This window comes from Amycolatopsis sp. NPDC058986 (assembly GCF_042741125.1).
GTDB lineage: Bacteria > Actinomycetota > Actinomycetes > Mycobacteriales > Pseudonocardiaceae > Amycolatopsis.
The window spans coordinates 1-22,123 of the sequence record NZ_JBHYJW010000046.1 but is presented as its reverse complement, the minus strand read 5'-3'; the positions used below and the strand labels follow the sequence as shown (position 1 = coordinate 22,123).

Annotated in this window: 19 protein-coding genes; 1 reads left to right on the top strand and 18 read right to left on the bottom strand. The window is 69.0% G+C overall.

Translation table 11 applies throughout. The annotated features are described in order from the left end of the window. Positions 1-70: 70 nt before the first annotated feature. The 9 genes from ACFW0G_RS32355 to ACFW0G_RS32315 are packed head-to-tail and all read right to left on the bottom strand — an operon-like array spanning position 71 to position 4,778. Positions 71-1,852 carry a complex I subunit 5 family protein gene (locus tag ACFW0G_RS32355; protein ID WP_378329244.1) on the bottom strand — a complete coding sequence of 594 codons (1,782 nt, stop codon included), beginning with the start codon at positions 1,850-1,852 and terminating at the stop codon, positions 71-73. A gap of 3 nt (positions 1,853-1,855) precedes the next feature. Continuing rightward, entirely contained in the window at positions 1,856-2,194 is a 339-nt protein-coding gene (locus tag ACFW0G_RS32350; protein WP_378329243.1) for a sodium:proton antiporter, read from the bottom strand. Further along, on the bottom strand, positions 2,191-2,928 hold the full coding sequence (locus ACFW0G_RS32345) for an MnhB domain-containing protein (protein ID WP_378329242.1): 738 nt from the start codon (positions 2,926-2,928) through the stop codon (positions 2,191-2,193). The genes ACFW0G_RS32350 and ACFW0G_RS32345 overlap by 4 nt, the downstream gene beginning before the upstream one ends. Further along, positions 2,925-3,167: a Na(+)/H(+) antiporter subunit B gene (locus ACFW0G_RS32340; RefSeq protein WP_378329241.1), complete on the bottom strand. Its 243-nt coding sequence runs from the start codon at positions 3,165-3,167 to the stop codon at positions 2,925-2,927. The genes ACFW0G_RS32345 and ACFW0G_RS32340 overlap by 4 nt, the downstream gene beginning before the upstream one ends. Then, on the bottom strand, positions 3,164-3,442 hold the full coding sequence (locus tag ACFW0G_RS32335) for a cation:proton antiporter (protein ID WP_378329240.1): 279 nt from the start codon (positions 3,440-3,442) through the stop codon (positions 3,164-3,166). The genes ACFW0G_RS32340 and ACFW0G_RS32335 overlap by 4 nt, the downstream gene beginning before the upstream one ends. Beyond that, the gene (locus ACFW0G_RS32330; protein ID WP_378329239.1) at positions 3,439-3,690 is read right to left on the bottom strand and encodes a monovalent cation/H+ antiporter complex subunit F; all 252 of its coding nucleotides are present in this window, start codon (positions 3,688-3,690) and stop codon (positions 3,439-3,441) included. Before ACFW0G_RS32330 ends, ACFW0G_RS32335 begins: the two co-directional genes overlap by 4 nt. After that, complete coding sequence (locus ACFW0G_RS32325) at positions 3,687-4,115, bottom strand: hypothetical protein (RefSeq protein ID WP_378329238.1); 429 nt, start codon at positions 4,113-4,115, stop codon at positions 3,687-3,689. Before ACFW0G_RS32325 ends, ACFW0G_RS32330 begins: the two co-directional genes overlap by 4 nt. Before the next feature lie 40 nt (positions 4,116-4,155). Continuing rightward, positions 4,156-4,539 carry a VOC family protein gene (locus ACFW0G_RS32320; RefSeq protein WP_378329237.1) on the bottom strand — a complete coding sequence of 128 codons (384 nt, stop codon included), beginning with the start codon at positions 4,537-4,539 and terminating at the stop codon, positions 4,156-4,158. A gap of 2 nt (positions 4,540-4,541) precedes the next feature. After that, a complete protein-coding gene (locus ACFW0G_RS32315) occupies positions 4,542-4,778 on the bottom strand; it encodes a hypothetical protein (protein WP_378329236.1) in 237 nt (78 codons plus the stop codon). A gap of 138 nt (positions 4,779-4,916) precedes the next feature. Between ACFW0G_RS32315 and ACFW0G_RS32310 the strand changes: the two genes are divergently transcribed. Next, positions 4,917-5,969 (top strand): hypothetical protein, encoded by a 1,053-nt coding sequence (locus tag ACFW0G_RS32310; protein ID WP_378329235.1) that lies wholly within the window; start codon positions 4,917-4,919, stop codon positions 5,967-5,969. Between the two features lie 175 nt (positions 5,970-6,144). On the opposite strand, the gene sbnA is transcribed toward ACFW0G_RS32310, so the two are convergent. The 9 genes from sbnA to ACFW0G_RS32265 all read right to left on the bottom strand — a co-directional run bounded on the left by sbnA (position 6,145) and on the right by ACFW0G_RS32265 (position 21,725). After that, positions 6,145-7,161, bottom strand: a complete 1,017-nt coding sequence (gene sbnA / locus ACFW0G_RS32305; protein WP_378329234.1) for a 2,3-diaminopropionate biosynthesis protein SbnA — start codon at positions 7,159-7,161, stop codon at positions 6,145-6,147. Positions 7,162-7,194: 33 nt separating this feature from the next. Continuing rightward, positions 7,195-8,235, bottom strand: coding sequence for a 2,3-diaminopropionate biosynthesis protein SbnB (sbnB, locus tag ACFW0G_RS32300; protein ID WP_378329233.1), 1,041 nt, complete (start codon positions 8,233-8,235; stop codon positions 7,195-7,197). After that, entirely contained in the window at positions 8,232-9,236 is a 1,005-nt protein-coding gene (locus tag ACFW0G_RS32295; protein ID WP_378329232.1) for a TauD/TfdA family dioxygenase, read from the bottom strand. The genes sbnB and ACFW0G_RS32295 overlap by 4 nt, the downstream gene beginning before the upstream one ends. A 46-nt stretch (positions 9,237-9,282) precedes the next feature. Further along, positions 9,283-11,793: an amino acid adenylation domain-containing protein gene (locus ACFW0G_RS32290; protein WP_378329231.1), complete on the bottom strand. Its 2,511-nt coding sequence runs from the start codon at positions 11,791-11,793 to the stop codon at positions 9,283-9,285. Positions 11,794-11,895: 102 nt separating this feature from the next. After that, complete coding sequence (locus ACFW0G_RS32285) at positions 11,896-14,379, bottom strand: Pls/PosA family non-ribosomal peptide synthetase (RefSeq protein WP_378329230.1); 2,484 nt, start codon at positions 14,377-14,379, stop codon at positions 11,896-11,898. 645 nt (positions 14,380-15,024) lie between these two features. Continuing rightward, positions 15,025-15,792 carry a respiratory nitrate reductase subunit gamma gene (gene narI / locus ACFW0G_RS32280; protein WP_378329229.1) on the bottom strand — a complete coding sequence of 256 codons (768 nt, stop codon included), beginning with the start codon at positions 15,790-15,792 and terminating at the stop codon, positions 15,025-15,027. Next, positions 15,789-16,433, bottom strand: a complete 645-nt coding sequence (gene narJ / locus ACFW0G_RS32275; protein ID WP_378329228.1) for a nitrate reductase molybdenum cofactor assembly chaperone — start codon at positions 16,431-16,433, stop codon at positions 15,789-15,791. The genes narI and narJ overlap by 4 nt, the downstream gene beginning before the upstream one ends. Beyond that, on the bottom strand, positions 16,430-18,007 hold the full coding sequence (gene narH, locus ACFW0G_RS32270; protein WP_378329227.1) for a nitrate reductase subunit beta: 1,578 nt from the start codon (positions 18,005-18,007) through the stop codon (positions 16,430-16,432). Before narH ends, narJ begins: the two co-directional genes overlap by 4 nt. Before the next feature lie 31 nt (positions 18,008-18,038). Continuing rightward, a complete protein-coding gene (locus ACFW0G_RS32265; RefSeq protein WP_378329226.1) occupies positions 18,039-21,725 on the bottom strand; it encodes a nitrate reductase subunit alpha in 3,687 nt (1,228 codons plus the stop codon). Positions 21,726-22,123 lie beyond the last annotated feature (398 nt).

Here is a 22,123-nt window from a genome sequence, read left to right as displayed (position 1 = left end):
CGCTTTCAGTGCAGTCAACGCACTGAAGGCGTCCTTCAGCCTCGGCGCCCTGCCGGGTCGGACGGGAGTGTCACCACCAGGAGAGTGCGCCGAGTGCGGCGACGCCCGCCAGCAACCACGCCACGTAGTCGCCGATGTGCCCGGACTGCAGTTCGTGCAACGTGTGCAGGACATTCCTGGCGGCGCGCGGTCCGCGTGGCAGCCATCGCCACAGTGTCGCTGCGCAGGCGCCCAAAGCGGCGAGTGCCGCGACGGACGCGGTGAGAATTCCCGTCGCCGTCCAGTCCGCTGTGGACGGTGGCGCGGGCGCGGCGGGAAGCACCGGGAGGACGTCGTGGAGGTAGCCCAGGCGGTCTGCGGCCTGACTCCCCGCCCGGACGGCCCACTCCCGTACGACGGGAAGAACTCCGGCGAGCAGAGAACACAGCAGGAGACCGATCGCCGAGGCGAGCATGACCGCCGGAGTGCCCGTCATCCGCTGTCCGGTCTCGGGTTCTTCGGGCGAGCCCGTGCTGGTCTCCTCGGCGCTGTCGTGTGGTGGCTTGCCGAGTCCGAAGTAGACACGGGCGCCCGCGCACAGCACTGCGGCACCGGTGAGTGCCGAAACCCCGAGGAACAGCGGGGTCAGCCAGGAAGGCCCGGCATGTTCGCTGACGCCCTTTCCCAGCGCGACACCGAACGGCGGCAGCCCGGTGAGCGCCAGTGCGGCGAACAGGAACAACACCGCCTCGGTGCGGGCGGGCCGGGCAGTGCCGTACAGCTCGTCGATGTCGACGCTGCCGTATCTGTTGCGCAGCATGCCGGTGAGCAGGAACAACGCGCCCTTCGCGCCCGCGTGCCCGGCCACGGCCAGCGCGAAACCGCTCAGCGCCGGACCGTCGAGAATAGACAGTCCACAGAGGAACATGCCGACGTGCGCGACGGTGGAGTAGGCGAGCAGGCGTTTGAGATGCCGTTGGGTGCAGCTCAGTATCGCACCGGTCACGGCGGTGACGACGCCGAGGACGAGCGCAGTGCGGCTGAACGCCGCGTCGCCGAGCGCCGGTGCGAACACGATCCGGTACACCCGGATCAGGCCGTAGAGTCCCAGCTCGACCATGATGCCGGAGAACAGGACGCAGACCGGCGCCGGTGCGACGGCGTGCGCGTCGGCGAGCCAGAAGTGGAACGGCGCCGCGGCGGCCTTGACCAGGAGCCCGGTCGCGACCAGGACGAACGCGGCGACGACGAGCGTGTCGTGGTGTGCCGGTGACAGCGCCGCGGCGATCTGGGCCATGCCGAGTTGCCCCGTCCTGGCGTAGAGCAGGCCGATCCCGGTCAGGGTGAAATAAGCGCCGAGGGAGTTGAGTACCCCGAAGGTGAGCGCTCCCTGGACGGATTCCGCTTCGTCGGCCTGATAACCGGTGAGCGCGTAGGCGACCGCGCTCATCAGCTCGAAGAAGACGAACATGGTGAACAGGTCGCCGGTGAACAGGAAACCGAGCATGCCGGTCAGGAACAGGAGCATCATCGCGTGGAACCGCGCTTCGACGGCTTCGAAGTACCGCCAGCCGTAGAGCAGCGCGAACGTCAGCAGCGCCGCCGCGAGCAGGCCGAGCAGCGCGGAAAGCCCGTCGGCGACGAGGACGATCCCGACGGACCGGGTGTCCCGCGGTGGGTGGCCGCCCAGCCAGTTCACCACCCGGCCGTGGCGGCACGTGGTCACCAGCACGGCCAGCACCGCGACGACGCCGAGCGTGCACGTGATGGCCAGCGTGTCGACCACCGTCCGGGGCAGCAGCCGCCCGAGGCCCAGCAGCACGCAGGCGCCGAGCAACGGGAGCGCGATCGCGAGCGCGGGCAGGGCGGACACGGGTCAGCCCCGCAGCGCCCGGAGCTCGTCCGGGTCGATGGTGCCGTGCCGCCGGGAGACCTGGAGGGTGATGGCGAGCAGTAGCGCGGTGATGGTCGCCGACACGACGATGTCGGTCAGCGTCATGGCCTGCACCATCGGGTCCACGACGGGTGTGGCGGGCAGGATCGGCGGGCTCGCGCCCCGCTGGTAGCCGATGCCCAGCAGCAGCACGTAGGTACCCGCCTGGGCGACCGACAGCGAAACCACGGCGTGGATCAGGTTCCGGCTGCGGACGATGGCCAGGCAGCCGATCAGCAACAGCCAGGCGGCCACGCCGTAGCATCCGTAGGCCGCGATCACGACCGGCGCCGTTCGCGGATCAGGCCCTGTTCGAGGAACTGGGCGAGCATGACCAGCAGCCCGGCCGCGACCTCGGCGCCGATGAACAGGCTCAGCAGTGGCACCGTGCCCGTCGAGAGCAGGGAACCGAATGTGCCGACGGGCAGGAAGTTCGCCAGGAACGAACCGGCGAGGCCGAGCCCGAGCAGCCCGGTGAGCACGTAGAAACCGGTCCCCGCGGCCTCGGCGTACTCACACCAGCCGATCGGCCGGAGGCGGGACAACGCGGGGTAGTCCCCGGCGAGGTACAGCAGATGCCAGCCGGTCGCGAGCACGACCCCGCCCTGGAACCCGCCGCCCGGCGTCAAATGGCCGTGCAGCACCACGTCCAGGCCGAGCAACGTCGTCAGCGGCAGCAACAGGTAACCGGCCAGCTTGACGGCGGGCAGCACCGGACGGTGGTCCGTGCCGATGCGCCGCCGCTCGGCCGCCGACGGGGCGAGCAGGCACAGCGTGCCGACCACGGCCGCGGTCACGATCGTCTCCTCGCCGAGAGTGTCCAGCGCCCGCAGGTCGAAGTTGATCGAGGACACCAGGTTCGGGGTCGCGTGCTCCAGCGCGGGGCCGAGCACGAGATCGCGGTAGAGATGCCCGGACCCGCCCGGCACGGGCACGCGCGTGAACGCGGCCAGCAGCAGCGTCGCGATTCCCGCGACCCCGAGCAGCGCCAGCACCGTCCGGATCCGCCGCGTCATGGCTTGCCGCCCCGGACCTTGCGCAACGTCAGCAACACCAGCAGCGGCACGATCGCCGAGCCGACGACCAGCTCGGACAACGCGACGTCGGGGGCCTGCAGGACCACGAAAAGCACGGTGAGGAGCAGGCTGAACACCGACAACGTGATCGCCTGGCGAGCGGGGTCCTCGGTGTGTACCACGATCGTCCCCGCCACCGCGACGAACGCGAGCGCGATCAAGAGCAGGACGGCGTTCACCGCTCGTCCCGGTCCTCGGCCAGGCGCGCGGTCGCCGTCTGCTGCACGGGGCCGGTGAGGGCGAGGAGGACGACGGTCAGCGCCACCATGCCCGAGGTGAGGTTCCAGCCGATCTCGACGACGAGGCCGAGCCCGATCAGCGGGCCGCCCATCGTCGTCACCGGCGCCAGGAAGTGCAGGCGCGCCAAGGTGGTCCTGGCCCGCAGCATGCCGAACGCCGCGATCAGGACCACACCGACCCCGGCGAACGCCGGCACCGCCGCGAAGACGTTCATCGCTGCCCCAGCAGCCGGACGAACACGAGTGTCCCGGCGAAGGCCAGCAGCGCCAGGACAAGCGGCAGGATCAGCGCGCTCGAAGGTCCGTATCCCTGCGCGAGCACGAGCAGCGCGAGGACCGTGACCGCGCCGCCGAGTTCGAGTCCGGCCATCCGGCTCGACGGGGTGCCCCTGGCGGCGAGCCACAACGCCGGGCCGAGCCCGCCGACGAGGAGCAGGGCCGCCGCGATCAGCCAGCCGGTCATCGCCGGATCCTGTCCAGCACGGCCGATTCGCCGGACAGCAGCCGATGGACAACCACGGTCCGCCCGCCGGGCGGTACGTCGGCCACCATCGCGCCGGGGGAGAGCCCGATCGCGACGGTCGCGACCGCCTGCCGCGCGGCCACCCGGTCCGCGGGCAGCCGCAGCGTCTCGAAGTGGCCGGTTTCCCGCGTCCGCAGGGCGCGGACCGTCTCGGTCGTGACGGCCAGGGGGATGTGCGTGAACCACCGGAGCCAGCTCACTCGTGGTTTTTCGATCCCGCCCAGCGCGCGGCCCACGAAGGGCACTATCACCGCGCAGGGCACGGCGGCGATCGCGGCGGCGACGAACTCCGCGATGTCCACAGTGGACATCGTGAGCAGCCACGCCGCGGTCAGCGCCGCCCACCAGGCCAGAACCCGAAGCATGCCACGCGGGTTCCCCGGCTACCCGGGAATAAACGCCGAATCAGCTCCCGGACGGCGCCTTGCTCAGGTCGACCACGCAGAAGACGTTGTCGTCCGGGTCGGCCAGTACGACGAAGTCGGGATTCGGCGGATAGTGGTCCCAGTCCACCACGTGCGCGCCGAGTTCGACGAGCCGCACGACTTCGGCCTCCTGCTCGGCCGGGGTGTCGACCAGCAGGTCGAGGTGGATACGGGGGTGCTCCTCGGCGGGAGAGTCGCTGCGCATCAGCCCCAGCACCCTGCCGGACCCGTCCACGTGGGCCAGCGTCCGCCACGTGTCGCTCGCCCACTCCTCGGTGGGAACCAGGTGCAGCGCCGAAGACCAGAATGCCGCCGCGCGTTCGACGTCCTTCACCCCGATCACGGGGAACCCCAGACGCAGCACGGCTAGGCCTCTTCCCGGCGCGCTGCCAGAACGTCCTCTGTGGACTCCCTGGCGTCGAAGGTCCGCGGGCTCTGGTGCAGTCCGAGCATGTCCAGCAGCATGGCGCAGTCGTCGGCGTCGCGTGCTCCGGTCGCCACCACCGAGGCGGCCCGGCGCCGGACGTCCACCTGCTCGGGTGTGTCCTCGCCCTCCAGCGCGAGATCCGGCGAAGGACGTAGCCTGCTCGTCACGTCGTGCATGGTCGCACCCCTCTCGGTCTGACATGGGGGTACCCCGAGCGCGCCGGTTCACACCCCAGGCTGTGATCACGGCCTCCTCGACGCGTGGTGCTGCTGTGACAGCCGTTTGCCGGGGAAAGGACGGGGTAACCGGGGCCGATGAGACTCGCGGTTCTGGACATCGGCTCGAATTCGGCCCAGTTGCAGGTGGTGGAGGTGGTGGCCGGGGCGCCGCCGCTGCCGGTGCACGCGGTGAAGGCACCCACGTTGCTCTCCGAGGAGCTGCGCGCGGACGGGGCGCTGGGCGAGGCGGGGGTCGAGCGAGCCGCGGACGCCGTGGGCAAGGCCGTCGAGGCGGCGGCCCGGCTCGACGTGGACCAGCTCTACCCGTTCGTGACGGCGGCGGTGCGGGACGCGGTCAACCGCGCGGAGATCATCGACCGGATCGAGCAGCGGTCCGGGGTCCGGCCGCAGTTCCTCTCGGGAGAAGAGGAAGGAAGACTGACCTACTTCGCGGCACGAAGATGGTACGGCTGGTCAGCGGGCCGGTTGCTGCTCGCGGACATCGGCGGCGGCTCGATGGAGCTGGTGCTGGGCCGCGATGTGGAGCCGGAACTGGCGACCTCTCTCCCGTTGGGGGCGGGCAGGCTGACCCGCGAGTTTCTCACCTCGGACCCACCGACGCGCCGGGAGCTCACGACGTTGCGCGGGCACGTCCGCACGACACTGGGCGAGGTACTCGACCGGCTTCGCTGGGAAGGGGACGCCCGGCGGATGGTGGTGACGTCGAAGACGTTCAAGCAGCTCGCGCGGTTGGCGGGCGCGCCGGCCCGGCGGAAGGGGCCGTTCGTGCGGCGTGAGCTCCGCCGGTCCGATCTGCGGAAGTGGATTCCCCGGCTCGCCCAGGTCCCCGCCGTCGAACGCGCCCGGTTCCGGGGCGTTTCGAAGCCACGGGCGCGGCAGATCGTCGCGGGGGCGGTGGTGGCGGAGGCGACGTTGGCGGCGCTGGACGTGGACGTCGTCGAGGTCTGCCCGTGGGCATTGCGCGAAGGCATCCTGTTGCGCCATCTGGAGGCGGTCACGGATCTGCCCCTGCTGGACCTGCAACCGCTGACCGCGATGCACGAGGAACGGGAAGTCCCCCGTATCCGCCGGGAGGAGAGCCCGCTGCATCTCGCGGCCGAGCCTCCTGCCGAGAAAACCCCGGTCTGAGCCCCTGAATCCGGTGTGTGCGGCCGGGTGCCCGCGGTGTCGGACGCGGACACCCGGCCGAAATCCACGTTCGCTTCGTGAATTCTCCGCGCGGTGCGCTATTCGTAAGAATAGGTAACCCCAGAGGTCGTGCGGCGGCGAAACACGCTTCCTCGCGGATGCGAAGCGTTCGTGGTCAGTAGCACTGGAGGGTGGGGCTCGGCCTCGGCAGGCCGGGTTGTTCGGACGGCTGACCGTCGGCGTCGAGGACCTGGTCGCCGTAGATGTCGTGGAGCCAGTTGGTGTGGTAGATCGTGTCGAGATAGCGTTCGCCGAGATCCGGGGCGATGGCCACCGCGGTGAGGTCGCGCGCGTCGTGCTGGTCGAGCCACGCGGTGGCGCCGCTGACGACCGTGCCGGTCGAGCCGCCGAAGAGGAAACCGCTGCGCGCCAGCCGGTGACAGGCGCGGACGGTGTCGGCCTCCTCGACGAGCACGACTTCGTCCACATAGGACACGTCGAGCAGCGGCGGGCGGACGCTCGTGCCCAGCCCCGGCAGCATCCGCCGTCCCGGCGGGCCGCCGAAGGTCACCGATCCGACGCTGTCCACCGCGATGACCCGGACCGGCCGGTGCCACTCCCGGAAGTACTGCGCGCACCCCATCAGCGTGCCGGTGGTGCCCGCCCCGACGAACAGGACGTCCAGCTTCGGAAATGCCTCGGCGATCGCGGGCGCGGTGCGGCGGTAGTGCGACCGCCAGTTGTTGGGGTTGCGGTACTGGTCGAGCCAGACGTAGCGGCTGTCGGCGGCGCACAGTGCGCGGACGTAGTCGATCCGCGCCCCCAGGAAACCGCCGGCGGCACTGGGCTCGGTGACCACGTGCACCTCGTTGCCCAGCGCCTCGATCGCGCGCCGGGTGGAGAGATTGCACCGGGAATCGGTGACACACACGAAGTGGTAACCACGGCTGGCGGCGAGCATGCTCAGCGCCACGCCGAGGTTGCCGGACGACGATTCGATCAGCACCGATCCGGCGGTGAGCGTTCCGTCCCGCTCGGCGGCGTCGACCATTTCCGTCGCGGCCTTCAGTTTGATCGATCCGGCGAAGTTGAAGCCTTCGCATTTCAAGTAGATCGGATGCCCGAAGCTCCATTGGAGGTCGATGTAGAGCTCTTCCTCGTTGAAGGCTTCGGGAACGGTTATGACGGGCACTGTGCTCTCCTCGTGTCCGGGCTGTGCGTTCGGTCAGCCATAGCGGCGCAGCTCCCGGAAGAAGTCGTCGATGATGTGGAGTTCGCCGGCGCGCGAGATCTCGTCGTAGACGTACTTGCCGACGGCGAGATCGAGCACGCCGAGGCCGAAGGGCGAAAAGATCAGCGGCCGGTCCGTGGGCGGGACCACCCGCCCGGCGATGACGTCGTCGAGCGTGCCGAGCAGGAAGTCCCGCGTCCCGGTGCGCTGCTCGGCCAGATGCGGCGAGGTGTCGGCCTTGAGGCAGTGCTCGACGTCGTCGACGACGTTGGCCGAGGCGAGCAGGATCTCGGGCGCGAGATCCCGCAGCGACACGTGCAGGACCAGCGGATGATGGTCGAACCACGTGACGTCCTCGACGTGCGGCCGTCCGGCGACGGTGGCGAACACCACCAGATCACTGGACCGGATCAGCTGTTCGGCCGTCTCGTGGACGGTCACCCGGCCGGGATCCGCCTGGTCCAGATAGCCGCGGAAACCCGCAGCGTTGTCCGAGGAAAGGTCGTGCACCCCGATCTCGTCGAACGACCAGCCGGTGGCCGCCAGGAAGGTGTGGATGTAGCGGGCGATCAGGCCTGCCCCGAAGAACCCGACGCGGGCGGGACGCTCCCGGCCGCGGCTGAGCACGTCCGCGGCCAGTGCCGCCGACGCCGCCGTCCTGGTGGCGCTGATGATCGAACTTTCCAGGCAGGCGAAGGGATATCCGGTGTCGCGGTCGTTGAGGATCAGCACCGCGGAGGCCCGCGGGATGCCGGCCGCCACGTTGTCCGGATAACTGGAGATCCACTTCAGGCCGTCGACCCCGACGGACCCGCCGATCGACGCGGGCAGCGCGATGATCCGGGCGGTGGGGCGATCGGGGAACCGCAGGAAATAGGAGGGCGGGTTGACCGAGTCCCCGGCGCCGTGCAGCCGGTAGGTCTCCTCGACCAGCCCCACGATCCGGCTCTCGCGGCCCTGCAGCGCGTCGTGCACCTGGGCCCCGGAGATCACCGCGAACGGCGGCGCGGTGGCGGGGGCGCCCGTGGCGGTCATCGGGTCCTCACCTCCACGGTGGGCGCGCAGTCGGCAAGGCGGATCGGGTCGCCCATGCCGACGACCACCTCGCGCGGCCCGTCGAAGGCTTCCCTGCTGTGCGCGGTGCGGATGTTGTCGACGAGCAGCAGATCGCCCGCCTGCCAGGGTTCTCGCGCGGTCTGGGCCTCGTAGACGTCGTTGAGCAGCTGCACGACGTCCTCGCCGATGGGGTCGCCGTTGCCGAAGCGCGTGGTGAACGGCAGTCCGTCGGCGCCGTAGAGGTCCACGAGGTATTCCCGGATCTCGGGCTCGATCGTCCACTCGTTCAGGAACGCGATCTGGTTGAACCAGCAGCGCAGTCCGGTGAGCGGATGGCGGATCACGGCGCTGCGCCGTTGCCGGGTGCGCAGTCCGCCGTCGGGCTGCCAGGCGTACTCGATGGCGTTGTCCCGGCAGTACCGTTCGATGGCCCGGCGGTCGTCGGTGCCGAACGTTTCGCCGACCGACGCCCCGATTTCCTCGTTGTAGCAGCGGACGAGCTGCCAGCCGTCCCGTTCGAACCGGTCGACAAGGTCGGGCGGCAGCGCCGCGAGCACGGCCGCCGCGTCGGCGACGCCGGTCACGCCGCCACCGGCGGGCGGGGTGAGGCACGCGAACAGCATGAGGCCGGGGAATTCGAGGGTGTAGCTGAGTTCGTGGTGCATGCACATCGGCTGATACGGCGGCCACGGTGTGGAGGAATAGACGCCGGGGGAGTAGGCCGGGCGCGGGGCGAAGGGTTCCTTCTCCGCCATCAGTTCGCCGGTCAGTTCCCGGAAGACGGCGGCGGTTCCGGCCGGGTCGGCGAGGCCGAGACCACGGATCAGGAGCGAGCCGTGTTCCATGACGAGGGCGCGCAGGGCGTCCCGGTGCCCGGCGGCCCAGCTCGGCGGGGCGTCGATGTGCTCGACGTCCAGCGTCGGGGGCGCGCCGGGGCGCAGGGCCACGTCGAGCAGCGACGCCGCGGACGAGGATGACATTTCCGTGTTCCTTTCGGTTGTGCCGGTCGTGCTCAGGACAGGGAACTCAGCCGGGCAGTTTTCGGCCGGCGTCGAGTAATTCGGCGAGATCGGCGAGGACGGGGTGCCGGGTGATGTCCTTCAAGGACACCGTGCGGTCGAGCGCGATCGCCAGTTTCACCGCCGACAGCGACGATCCGCCCCGGTCGAAGAAGTGGTCTCGCCGCCCGAGCTGGTCCGCGCGGACGCCGAGCACGCCGGCCCAGGCTTCCGCCAGCCGCTTTTCGGTCGGCGTGCGGGGCGCGTGGTGCTGCCCGCCGCTCTCGTCGCCGCGGTGGAGTTCGGCGGCCCGTACCGTGAGTGTCTTCTTGTCGATCTTTCCGTTGGCGTTCACCGGAAGGCGGTCCTGCCACTGGAAGGCCGACGGCACCATGTACTCGGGCAGCGACGCGCCCAGCCGCGTCCGCAGGGTGTCGAGTTCCAGCGGTCGCCCGGCCGAGTAGAAGGCCACCAGATGTTTGCTCCGGTCCGCTCGCTCGACGACCACCACCGCCGCGTCGCGGACGCCGGGGACACACAGCAGGGTGTTCTCGATCTCGCCGATCTCGATCCGGAAACCGCGGATCTTGACCTGGGTGTCGCGGCGGCCGAGGAACTCGAGCTTCCCTTCGGGCAGCCACCGGCCGTGGTCGCCGCTGCGGTAGAGCCGCTGTCCGGGGTGATACGGATCGGTGCGGAAGGCGGCCCGCGTGCGTTCCGGATCGTTGACGTAGCCACGTCCGACGCACACGCCCGAGAAGACGATCTCACCGGGGGCTCCCAGTGGCACCAGGGACAAGTGCTCGTCGACGACGTAGACGCGCACGTTGTTCACGGCGGGGCCGAGCGGAACCCGGTCCCGGTCCGGCGGCCGGGTCAGCACCTCGTGGTTGGTGTCGTCCGAGGTCTCGGTCAGCCCGTAGGCGTTGACGAGCTTGATGTCCGGTTCGGCCGCGAACCAGCGTTCGGTGAGTTCCTTCTTCAGCGCCTCACCGGTGACCGACACGCAGTGCAGGTCCGGCAGCGGCCGGGGGTTTTGCTCCACAAAGGACAGAACGACTTCGAGATAGGACGGGACGAGCTGGAGCACGTTGACCCGGCCCTCGACGACGGTGTCGACGAACCGCCGCACGTCGAGGATGATCTCCTGCCCGATCACCAGCGTCCGGCCGCCGACCAGGAGCCCGGCGACGAGCTGCCACAGTGAGATGTCGAAACACTGCGGGGCGGTCTGGGCGACGATCTGGCCTTCGGCGATCCCCAGATCGTCGATCTTGGCGTAGAGGTGGTTGAGCATGCCGGCGTGTTCGAGCATCGCCCCCTTCGGTTCCCCGGTCGAGCCGGAGGTGAAGTAGATATAAGCGAGCTGATCCGCGGTGACCTCGACGCCGAGATCCGTCTCGTCGTGCTGTTCGGCGCAGGCCGTGTCGATGAGGAGGGACCGGGTGCCGGGCAGGGTGTCGAGCGCTTTGCCGAGCGTGGTGGTGCTGCCCGGCTCGGTCAGCACCAGCCCGCATTCCGCGCGCGAGAGGGTCTTCGCGATGCGGTCGGCCGGGAAATGCGGCTCGATGGGCAGATAGACGCCCCCTGCCTTGAAGATCGCGAGGACGGCGGCCAGCCAGTCCAGACCGCGCTCGGTCACCACCGCGACGACGTCCTCGCGGTGCAGGCCCCGCGCCAGCAGGGCTCGCGCCAGCCGGTTGGCACGGGCGTTGAGCTGCCGGTAGGTCCACCGCCGGTGCCCGTGCACCGCCGCGACCGCGTCCGGGTGGACGCGCACCCGCTGCTCGATCAGCTCGTGGACCCGGAGATCCGGCAGCTCCCGGCGGGGCCCGGCGAGATCTTCCAGCTGCCGGGCGAGTTCCTCCTCGGAAAGCAGGGATTGCCCGCTGTGCCCGGCATCCGGGTCCGCGCCGAGCGAGGCCAGTGCGGTGTGGTGGTAGCCGCCGATCCTGGCCGCGAAGTCCGCGTCGAGGACGTCGGTGCGGTACCGGATCCGCAAGTTCAGCCCGCCCGCGTCGTCCACCAGGCCGACCGACAGCACGGCGTCACCGGCGAGATCCCCGCCGTGGCCGCCCGGATCGAGGACGGTCTCGAACACCGGCCCGGCCAGGCTCAGCTCCCGCCGGAGGCCGTCGAGCGGAAAGTCCTTGTGTGCCAGCAACTGTGACTCGGCCTTGGCGGCGTCGTGGAGCAGCGCTCGCCAGGACCCCGGTTCGATCGTCAGCCCGCACGGCAGCGGCTGCCCGCCGGGTGCGGCGCGGTACCCCAAGGTGACTTCGCGTTCGCCGGACAGCGCGGCGAGTACCTTCGCGTGCACCGCGAGCAGCACGGAACTCAAGGGGATGGACAGGCCTTCTGTCATTCGGCGCAGCGTCTTCACGAGGTCGCCGGGTATCGGGGTTTCGTGCTCGGCGGCACCGGCCACCGGGCGCAGTGTCCATTGTGGAATTCTCGTGGCCCCGCCTGCGGCGAGCACGGCAGCCCAGTACTCCCGGCCACCTCCGGCCGGTGTCCTCGCGCCTTCCGCTCTGCTCACGGTTTCCTCTCCATTCGCTGGTGTTCGGGCGTCGTCGACCACGGCGGCGTCGAAAGCGCTCGAGCCGGCCTGGGTCCAGGGGTGAGTTGTCGTCGGTTCCGGTCAGTGGACGCGTGCGGGCCGCACTGCGGCGTCCCGGATCTCGCCGGCCGGGTTTCCGCCCCAGTGCGTGTGTTTCGGGACCTCTTCGCCCTTCATGAGGAAGGAATCGGGCGCGAGCACGGCACCCTCGCCCATCCGCACGCCGTAGTGGACCCACGCGCCGGTCCCGATGGTGCAGTCGTCCCCGATGGTGATGCCGTCGAGCTTGAAGCCGCCGTCCTCCTGGGAATGACACTGGATGATCGAGCCGGCGTTGAGCGTGACGTCGTCGCCGATGGTCACCAGCGTCTTCTCCGGCATCCCGCAGCCGTCGTCGAAGAGCCTGCGGCCCACCCGTACCCCCAGCAGCCGCCACGCGAGGCCCTTGAAGGGCGTGCCGTTCAGCAGCTGGAGGTGCAGTGTCGTCGAGGCGGCCTTCCAGAACCGTTCGTGCCGCCAGAAGCGGCGGTCGTAGATCGAACAGGACAAGGGTTTCAGCGGCCGGATCAGGGTGACCACTCGCTCGACGAAGACGAAGTAGCCGATGCTGTACAGGACCATGACGATCGAGTCGAACGCGATCACCGGCGCGCCGATGCGGCTGTAGAGGACATCCGTGCCCCAGCTGAGCAGGACCACGCCGAAGAAGTAGAGCCACTGCGACAGCACGTACAACGCCATGGTGACGGCGTTGTGCCTGTTCTTGGCGGCGAGCCTGCGGCGAAGCTCGTCCGCGGTCTCCGGATGGTCGAACTGGCTGTCCCGTTCGACCGAACGCGGGATCTCGAAACTGGGCGAGCCCAGCAGCCCGACGCCCTCGCGGACCTCCCCGTCGATGGGGACCAGGACCTTGGTCGCGAGCAGGCAGTTGTCACCCGTCTTCGCCGCGGCGGGGAAGACGACGTTGTTCCCCAGGAAGTTGTGTGCCCCGATCGACGCACGGGACACGCGGAAGGACGTGTTCGAGTAGTCCGCGTTGACGACCGACAGCCCGTCCGCGATCATCGTCCCCCTGCCGACCGCGCTCAGGTAGGGCGATTCGAACCTCTCCTGCAGCCCGAAGTTCGAGCCGGTCTGCTCGACCTTCGCCAGGTCGCAGCCGAGGACACGCAGGTAGTGCACGATGGCGGAGCTGTCCCCGAAGAGCGTCTTGAAGAACTTCGCGTTGGTGACGAGCCGGATGGCGCGGTGCAGCGAGTAGTGGACGCCGTACAGCGGATATACCTTGCCCGGTTCGAGCGCGAGGTCGAGCAGCCGGGGAACCGTGGTGCTGAACAGGAATCCGGCGAGCCGGAGGCCGAAGAAGAGCACGAGCGAAGCGATCAGGGCGTCGCGGTAGAACGTCCAGCTCGTGAAGTCCAGCAGCACCGAGCCGCCCAGCAGGGCGGCCAGCCGCGGGACCTGGTTCAGCACGAGGTCGATGCCGCCGAGCATCAGCGGTGCGAACAGCCCCACGAGCACCAGCAGCTGGCGGACGACGTAGAAGCCTCTCCGGAAGTTCCCGTTGCCGGTCGAGCCGATCGCCCGGTAGTCCAGATCGGCCCGCTGCGCGGGGGAGCCGTGCCAGCATTCCCCGTCCGGTACCGCCTGCCCGGTGTGCAGGGAGGAGGTGTGGCCGAGCTGGGACCCTTCGCCGAGTGTGGTCCCGAGATCGATGGTGGACATCTCCCCGACGAACGCGTTCTTCCCGAGCGAGATCGTGCCCGTCTGGATCATTCCGGCGTGTGCCCGGTATCCGGTGAAGAACGAGTCCCGCCGGACGACCGCGCCGTCGCCGATGGTCAGCAGGTCGGTGCAGACGGGCACATGCTGGGAGAAGATCGTGACGCCTCTCCCGACACGTGCCCCGAGCGCTCTCAAGTAGATCGAATACAGCGGGGAACCGGCGAAGAACAACACCAGCACGTTCCGCTGCACCAACGTCTTGACGAGCCAGAAGCGGAAGTACGTCAGGCTCCAGACCGGGATCTCGCGTGGCCGCCACCGGCCGATGACCATCCATTTCACCGCGATCGGCACCGTGCACAGCACCGCCAGCAGCGCGCCCCCGAACGCCACCGAGCGCAGGTAGTACCCGAAGAAACCGGCCCCGCCCGAGATCCACTCCGCGCCCAGCGACATGGCCACCGCGAGGAAGCACGAATACGCCAGGAAGAACAGCACTTGCAGCGCCCCGCAGAGGCTGTACCGCAGCGTTCCGGCCCGCTGCTTCGGCTCCATCGCCTCCTTCGCCGGGGCCTCTTGCTCGACCGGGGCCTGCTCGGCGTCCGTCAGCGCCGTCGCCAGGCTGCTGACGGTCGGGTAGCGGTAGATCTCCCGCATCGACACCGGCGGGAGGTCCGGTCTCTTCCTGACGCGTGCGCAGAACTTGGCCATCAGCAACGAGTTGGCGCCCAGATCGTCGAAGAAGTGACTGTCCGGACCTACCTGCTCACCCCCCACTATGTCGGCCAGAACCTGAGCGAACTCGCGCTCGACACCGGCGGTCGAACCAGCCTCGGTCATAGAAGACTCAGTTAGCCCCACGCCGTCGATAATCAACGTCTTTAACCGTGAAGTAACCCCCGGCGTCCGAATTCTTCTGTTCCGTAACCCGTTTGAAATAAAAGTCGCCCGCGAACTTCGCAAAATCACGAATACCGCTCAGATCACGTGAAATGGCACCGTGTTGCCGGAAACAAGATCCATGCTACACGAGAATTTCGACAGGCCGTTTCTTGTCGAAATTAACCAGTGGTAAAAGTGGTGCTCATGGTGGTGGAGTTACCATCCTGTGCGTGTTCACGATACTCCGATCGGCAGTAATATGATAGCCCCATAAGGGAAACTGATGGCCCAGGAGAGTGTTCTTCGCTCATGATACGGGCGGCTGGGTAACAAAACTCTGTCGCTGCACGAGACGTGACCGAAGATAACGGTTGGTTCACGCGCGCCGCGGTGAATTGCACGAGGCATGCGGTGAAGGCCGGGCTGTCGTCGGCTGACCTGAGCCGCCGTTATCGCGGTCGCGCGGGTTCGGCTTTTGCCCGGCGTCGCACGGTTTGGGCGCGCGGTTCACCCCGTGGGAATCTCGCAGTGTCTCGCAGAGTGCCTGAGTGCTCGCTGAGAGTGGGATCGGTTTCTCGCGGAGTCCGCAAAGGACGGTGGTGCTCACCGGCGCCCGCGTGGCCCGGCGGTGTGGTGGTCCCGGTGCGGCTCCCAGCCGCGTTCGGGGGTGCGGGTGCCGATCCGGCCGGGGCGGCGGCCGCGGTAGACGAGGTAGGGCCGGAACAGGTACTGCAGCGGAGCGCTGAACGCGTGGACGAGCCGGGAAAACGGCCACAGCGTGAACAGCACCATGCCGATCCCGGTGTGCAGCTGGTAGTCCAGCGGTGCGTGCGCGAGCAGTTCCGGCCGCGGGTGCAGGAGGAAGATCCCGCGCATCCACGGGCCGATGGTCTCCCGGTAGTCGTAGCCGCCGCGGGCGCCGTTGTCGACGATCGTGGTCGCGAGCCCGGCCAGCAGGACGAGCACGAGCACCACGTACATGGTTTTGTCGCTGCGCGTCGTCGCGTCCCGGACGGCGGGGGTGCGCAACCGCCGCCAGAGCAGCAGGGCCAGCCCGGCGATGGCGGCGAGCCCGGCGACCGTGCCGAGCAGCAGGGAGACGACGTGGTAGTCGTCCTCGGTGATGCCGACCAGTTCCGTGAGGTTCTTCGGCACGAACAGGCCGAGCACGTGCCCGCCGACGACCATCAACAGTCCGAAGTGGAACAACGGGCTGGCGACCTTGAGGATCCGTGACTCGTGCAGCTGCGAGGACCGGCTCGTCCAGCCGAACCTGTCGTAGCGGTACCGCCAGACGGTCCCCGCGATCAGCAGCGCGAGCGTGGCGTAGGGCGCGGCGCCCCACAACAGGATGTCGATCGTCGAGATCATGGGAATTCCTTGCGCCCGGTGGGATAGGGGCCGAGTCCGACCAGTTCGGCGGGCGGGCCCGTCTCGGACAGAGCCGCGGCGGCGCGTTCGTCCGGCGGTGGCGCCGTCGCCAGCACCGCGGCGACGGTGTCCCGATACGGCGTGTCGAGCGTCCCGAGGTGACGGTGCAGCAACCGCAGCGCCGGGGTGAACCGCGCCAGCAGCCCGTCGGCCGCCGTGGGCACCGCGTTCGCGGCGAATTCGAGCAGGACCGGGAGGAAGTCGGGCAGCTCGTTCTCCGCCGGGACGAAGCCGTGGTCGCGGTAGAACGCCTTGAGCGCGGCCAAGGTCTGTCCACGGCGCCGGGTGTCGCCGTCGGTGAACCAGCTCAGGTGCAGGGTCCGGCGGGGTTTGCGCTCGAAGACCTCGACGTAGTGCGCGGCCAGGGAAAGCGGCTCGCCGCCGGACAGGTATCGGATCGTCCGCGTCAGTTCCGCGTGCCCTGGCGAAGCCGGGTCGAGTTCGGTGAGGCAGGCGCGGAACAGCGGGAGCTTGCCCAGAACGGATTCGTCGGGGTACTGCAGGCACCAGCCGCACAGCTGACGCAGGACGGCCAGGGTCCGCTGATCCGCGCCCCGGGCCTTCCGGACAGAGAGCCTCACCGGGACTCACCGCCGTGGAGGGTGGGGAAGAGCCCGGCGGGCCGGTCGTCGGGCTTCCAGCTCACCAGGTCCACCCGGCCCGGCCCGGCAGGGGTTCCGCCCATGCCGGGGCCGCCGTCGACGTCGAGACTGCACTGGGTCGCGATGCCTTCGAGGTCGTGTGCCTGGCCCGTCCCGGCCGTCGGGATGACGTAGCGTTCGTCGTACTTCGCCAGCGCGAGCAGCCGGTACATCGCGAACATCTGCTCGCCGGTGAGGCCGACCGCGTGGAGCAGCGCGTCGTCGGGTTCCCGGCCGAGGTTCACCGCGCGCATGTACGAGCGCATCGCGGCGAGCCGGCGCAGCGACGCCCGGACCGGCGCGACGTCTCCGGCGGTGAACAGTTCGGCGAGGTATTCGAGCGGGATGCGCAGCGAGTCGATGGCCCCGAAGAGGTTGTCGCCGTCTTCGCCGTCGAACCCGCTGCCGGACACGGCCTCGGCCACCGGGGACAGCGGCGGGACGTACCAGACCATCGGCAGGGTGCGGTATTCCGGGTGCAGCGGCAGCGCGAGCCGGTAGTCGTGGATGAGCTGGTACACCGGGGAGCGCTGCGCGGCGAGGATCCAGTCGTGCCCGATACCCGCTCGCTCCGCGGCGGCCACGACGTCCGGATCGTGCGGGTCGAGCATGATGTCCAGCTGCGCGGGGTAGAGGTCGTGCTCGTCGGCGACACTCGCGGCCTCGGTGACGCGGTCCGCGTCGTAGAGCACGACACCGATGTAGCGCAGGCGCCCGACGCAGGTTTCCGAGCAGATGGTGGGCTCCCCGGCTTCGACCCTCGGATAGCAGAACGTGCACTTCTCGGCTTTGCCGGTCTTGTGGTTGAAGTAGACCTTCTTGTACGGGCAGCCGGTGACGCACATCCGCCAGCCCCGGCAGCGATCCTGGTCGACGAGCACGATGCCGTCCTCGGTGCGCTTGTACAGCGCGCCGGACGGGCAGCTGGCCACGCAGGCGGGGTTGAGGCAGTGCTCGCAGATCCGGGGGAGGTAGAACATGAAGCTCTGCTCGTACTCGAGCTTGATCGTCATGCCCACTTTTTCCCGCAGTGCCGCCAATACCGGGTCGTCGTCGCCGTGGTCGGCCGAACCGCCGAGGTCGTCGTCCCAGTTGGGGCCCCATTCCGGTTGCATCGGCTTCCCGGTGATCGCCGATTTCGGCGCGGCGGCCGGGACGTCGTCGCCGAGCGGGGCGTCGATCAGGGTGCTGTAGTCGTAGGTCCACGGCTCGTAGTAGTCGCCGATCCCGGGCAGATCGGGGTTCGCGAAGAGCGAGCCGAGCTTGCGCAGCCGTCCGCCGCCCTTGAGTTTCAGGCGACCGCGGTTGTTCAGCGTCCAGCCGCCGCGCCAGCGGTCCTGATCCTCGTAGCGGCGCGGATATCCTTGTCCCGGACGGGTTTCCACGTTGTTGAACCAGACGTACTCGGTCCCGGTGCGGTTGGTCCACGTCTGTTTGCACGTCACCGAACACGTGTGGCAGCCGATGCACTTGTCCAGGTTCATCACCATCGCGAGCTGCGCCATCGGTTTCATCGGCTCACTCGCAAGCTTCGTTTCGGCAGCATCAGTAGGTCACCTCCTGCGCGCGGCGGCGGATGACCGTGACCTCGTCGCGCTGGTTGCCGGTCGGGCCGAGATAGTTGAAGCCGAAGGACAGCTGGGCGTAGCCGCCGATGAGGTGGGTGGGTTTCATCAGCAGCCGGGTGAGCGAGTTGTGTGTCCCGCCGCGTTTTCCGGTGGCCTCGCTGCGCGGGACGTTCACCGCGCGATCCTGTGCGTGGTAAAGGAAAACGGTGCCGGTGGGCATCCGGTGCGAGACGATCGCGCGGGCGACGACGACGCCGTTGCGGTTGACCGCCTCGATCCAGTCGTTGTCGTGGACGTCGATGGCGGCGGCGTCGGCGGGGCTCATCCAGATCGCCTGCCCGCCACGGGAGAGGGTCAGCATGTGCAGGTTGTCCTGGTAGGTGGAGTGGATGGACCATTTGCTGTGCGGGGTGAGGTAGCGGACCGTCACCTCCTTGCCGTGCGGGCCGATCCGCGGCTCGCCGAACAGCCGGTTCATGTCCAGCGGCGGCCGGTACACCGGGAGCGCCTCGCCGAGTTCGTGCATCCAGTCGTGGTCGAGGAAGAAGTGCTGACGCCCGGTGAGGGTGTGCCAGGGTTTGCGGTGCTCGACGTTGATCACGAACGCGGAGTAGCGACGCCCGCCGCTCTCGCTGCCGGACCATTCCGGGCTGGTGATCACCGCCGCTGGCCTGCTCCTGGTGTCGGCGAAGGAGATCCGCTTGCCCTCGTGCTCGGCGGCCAGATGCGCCAATTCGGTGCCCACCCGCTGTTCGAGCGTGCGGAAGCCCTGCGTGGCCAGCCGCCCGTTCGTCGTACCGGACAGCGCGAGGACGGCGTCGGCGGCGCGGATGTCGGTGTCGATCAGCGGCCTGCCCGCCGCGGGACCGGCCGCGGCGACGCCGTTCTTCGTGCCGAGCCACGAGATTTCCTCGGTGACGTCGTAGGTGAGGCCCTTGGTCGCCGTGCCCGACTTCTCCAGCAGCGGGCCCAAGGCCGCCAGTTTCGCCGCCACCGCGGGATAGTCGCGTTCCACGACGGTCAGCTTCGGCATGGTGCGGCCGGGGACGGGTTCGGTCTCGCCCGCGCGCCAGTCACGGACGACACCGCCCGGCTGGGCCAGCTCGGACGGCGTGTCGTGCGTCATCGGCGTCGCGATCAGATCCCGCCGGACCCCGAGGTGTGTTTCGGCGAGTTCGCTGAAGTGACGGGCGATCGTGTGGAAGGCGTCGAAGTCGGTGCGGGTCTGCCAGGGCGGATCGACCGCGGCGTTGAACGAGTGCACGAACGGGTGCATGTCGGTGGAGGACAGGTCGTGCTTCTCGTACCAGGTGGCCGCGGGCAGCACTACGTCGGCGAACAGCGTCGTACTGGTCATCCGGTAGTCCAAGGCCAGCAACAGATCGAGCTTGCCCTCGGGGGCTTCGTCGTGCCACACCAGGCTTCGCGGTCGCCGATCCGGCGGGGCCTCGGCCGCGCGCAGGTTCGCGTCGGTGCCCAGCAGGTGACGCAGGAAGTATTCGTGGCCCTTCGCCGAGGAGCCGAGCAGGTTCGACCGCCAGACGGTCAGCACCCGGGGCCAGTTCCGTGGTGCGTCGGGGTCTTCGCAGGCGAACCGGAGTTCGCCCGCGCGCAGCTGGTCGACGACGTAGCCGTCGGGGTCGTTCCCGGCCTCGTCGGCCAGGTCCAGGGGATTGCGGTCGAACGTCGGATAGGAGGGCATCCAGCCGAGCCGTGCCGACAGCGCCATCGCGTCGGCGGCCGTGGTGCCGGCGAGCTTTCCCTTGGCCAGCGGGGAAAGCAGGACGTCGTTGCGCAGCCCGTCGTACCGCCACTGCCCGGTGTGCAGGTACCAGTAGGCGGTGCCGATCATCTGGCGGGGCGGGCGCGTCCAGTCCAGCGCACCGGCCAGCGTGGCGTGCCCGGTCAGCGGCCGGACCTTCTCCTGGCCGACGTAGTGTGCCCAGCCGCCGCCGTTGCGGCCCTGGCAGCCGGTGAGCGTCAGCAGGGCGAGGAACGCCCGGTAGACGGTGTCGGAATGGAACCAGTGGTTCGTGCCCGCGCCCATCAGGATCATGCAGCGGCCACGGGATTCCGCCGCGGTTTCGCCGAACTCGCGGGCGATCCTGGCCACCCGTCCGGCCGGGACGGAGGTGATCTCCTCCTGCCACGCCGGGGTGTACGGCTGCGAGGCGTCGTCGTAGTCCGACGGCCAGTCGCCCGGCAGGTTTTCCCGGCGCACCCCGTACTGCGCGAGCAGCAGGTCGAACACGGTCGTCACGAGCCTGCCCCCGACCGTCGCGGCGGGCACGCCCCGGCGCAGCACGGCGCCGGTGCCCTCGGGGCCGTCGAACCTCGGCAACAGGACCTCGACGTCCCGGTGTCCGGCCGCGTCCAGCATGCTCAGCCGTGGGACGACGTCGCCGAGTTCGAGGTTCCAGCGTCCGGCGTCCTCGTCGTTCCAGCGGAAGCCCGCGGATCCGTTGGGCACCACTGGTTCGCCGGTCCGCTCGTCGACCAGGACGGTCTTCCACGCCGCGTCCGCGCCGGTGCCGCCGAGGTCCGCCTCGGTGAGGAACTTCGACGGCACGTGGGCGCCGTCGCGTTCTTCGAGGGTGACCAGGAACGGCAGGTCGGTGTTCTCGCGGGTGTAGCGGGCGAAGTATTCGATTTCCCGCTCGACGAAGAACTCCTTGAGCAGCACGTGTCCCATGGCCATCGCGAGCGCCGCGTCCGTGCCGGGGTGCGGCGCGAGCCATTCGTCGGCGAACTTGGTGTTGTCGGCGTAGTCGGGGGAGACCACCACGACCTTCTGACCCCGGTAGCGCGCTTCGGTCATCCAATGGGCGTCCGGGGTGCGGGTGACCGGGACGTTGGAGCCCCACATCAGCAGATACGCCGCGTCCCACCAGTCCGCGGACTCCGGCACGTCGGTCTGGTCGCCGAAGACCTGCGGGGAGGCGATCGGGAGGTCCGCGTACCAGTCGTAGAACGACAGCATCGGCGCCCCGATCAGCGCCATGAACCGGGAGCCGACCGCGTGCGAGACCATCGACATCGCCGGGATCGGCGAAAACCCGGCGACGCGGTCCGGGCCGTGGGTGGCGATGGTGTGGACGTGCGCCGCCGCCGCGATCTCGGCGGCTTCGTCCCAGCTCACCCGGACGAGACCGCCCTTGCCGCGCGCTTTCTGGTAGACCCGCCGCTTCCACGGATCGTCCACGATCGATTTCCAGGCGAGTACCGGGTCTCCGTGTACGTGGCGCGCGGAACGGTACATTTCCACTAGGACGCCTCGAGCGTACGGAAAACGGACACGAGTGGGAGAATAGGAATACCAGGAAAAGGACGCGCCGCGCGGGCAGCCGCGGGGTTCGTATTCCGGTTTGTCCGGGCCTACGGACGGGTAGTCGGGATCCTGGGTTTCCCAGGTGATGATCCCGTCCGACACGTAGACCTTCCAGCGGCACGAACCGGTGCAGTTCACCCCGTGCGTCGAGGGCACCACCTTGTCGTGGCTCCACCGGTTGCGGTAGAAGGAATCCCCTTCGCGGCCGCCGACGTGGTACACCGTGCGCAGGTCGTCCGACGTCGCGGACCGGGTGAGATATCTGCCGAGCCGCAGCAGGGTTTCGGCGGCGGAGCCCGACGCCGTCGTCGCGCTCTTCCGGCCACGATGACCCATATCTCGGGCACCTCCGTAAAAATGGCGTGAGAATCGACGGCCGGCATTGGGTGTGGCAGGCCGATCACGTCGGCGAGTGAGGATGGCGCCAGCGTAGCGCCATCATGATCTTCGCGCCGCTACTCGATCGTTTCTGTCGTGCGATTCACTCTAAGCGGCTAAGCGAAAAGCGATCAAGGTAAAGGAAAGTAAATCGTTTGTCAATTTTCGGTCGCGCGCTCTGTCCTGTCGACTGTGGACTGTTGTTCTAGACAACAGTAGCTCTCGGTAACGCTCGGCCCAGGTGGTCGCGGGGCTGGTGGACCATCCCGCACAAATACGACATAACGGACCCACTCTCGACGCATGTGTCATGCCGGTAAGGCCACCTTGCGGGCGTCAGACGCCCGCATGGTGGC

Coding starts and splice junctions, on each gene's coding strand:
- ACFW0G_RS32345 (WP_378329242.1), bottom strand. CDS start 2,928: ATGACGCGGCGGATCCGGACGGTGCTGGCGCTGCTCGGGGTCGCGGGA.
- ACFW0G_RS32335 (WP_378329240.1), bottom strand. CDS start 3,442: ATGAACGTCTTCGCGGCGGTGCCGGCGTTCGCCGGGGTCGGTGTGGTC.
- ACFW0G_RS32330 (WP_378329239.1), bottom strand. CDS start 3,690: ATGACCGGCTGGCTGATCGCGGCGGCCCTGCTCCTCGTCGGCGGGCTC.
- ACFW0G_RS32325 (WP_378329238.1), bottom strand. CDS start 4,115: ATGCTTCGGGTTCTGGCCTGGTGGGCGGCGCTGACCGCGGCGTGGCTG.
- ACFW0G_RS32315 (WP_378329236.1), bottom strand. CDS start 4,778: ATGCACGACGTGACGAGCAGGCTACGTCCTTCGCCGGATCTCGCGCTG.
- ACFW0G_RS32310 (WP_378329235.1), top strand. CDS start 4,917: ATGAGACTCGCGGTTCTGGACATCGGCTCGAATTCGGCCCAGTTGCAG.
- sbnB (WP_378329233.1), bottom strand. CDS start 8,235: ATGACCGCCACGGGCGCCCCCGCCACCGCGCCGCCGTTCGCGGTGATC.
- ACFW0G_RS32295 (WP_378329232.1), bottom strand. CDS start 9,236: ATGTCATCCTCGTCCGCGGCGTCGCTGCTCGACGTGGCCCTGCGCCCC.
- ACFW0G_RS32285 (WP_378329230.1), bottom strand. CDS start 14,379: ATGACCGAGGCTGGTTCGACCGCCGGTGTCGAGCGCGAGTTCGCTCAG.
- narI (WP_378329229.1), bottom strand. CDS start 15,792: ATGATCTCGACGATCGACATCCTGTTGTGGGGCGCCGCGCCCTACGCC.
- narH (WP_378329227.1), bottom strand. CDS start 18,007: ATGAAACCGATGGCGCAGCTCGCGATGGTGATGAACCTGGACAAGTGC.
- ACFW0G_RS32265 (WP_378329226.1), bottom strand. CDS start 21,725: ATGGGTCATCGTGGCCGGAAGAGCGCGACGACGGCGTCGGGCTCCGCC.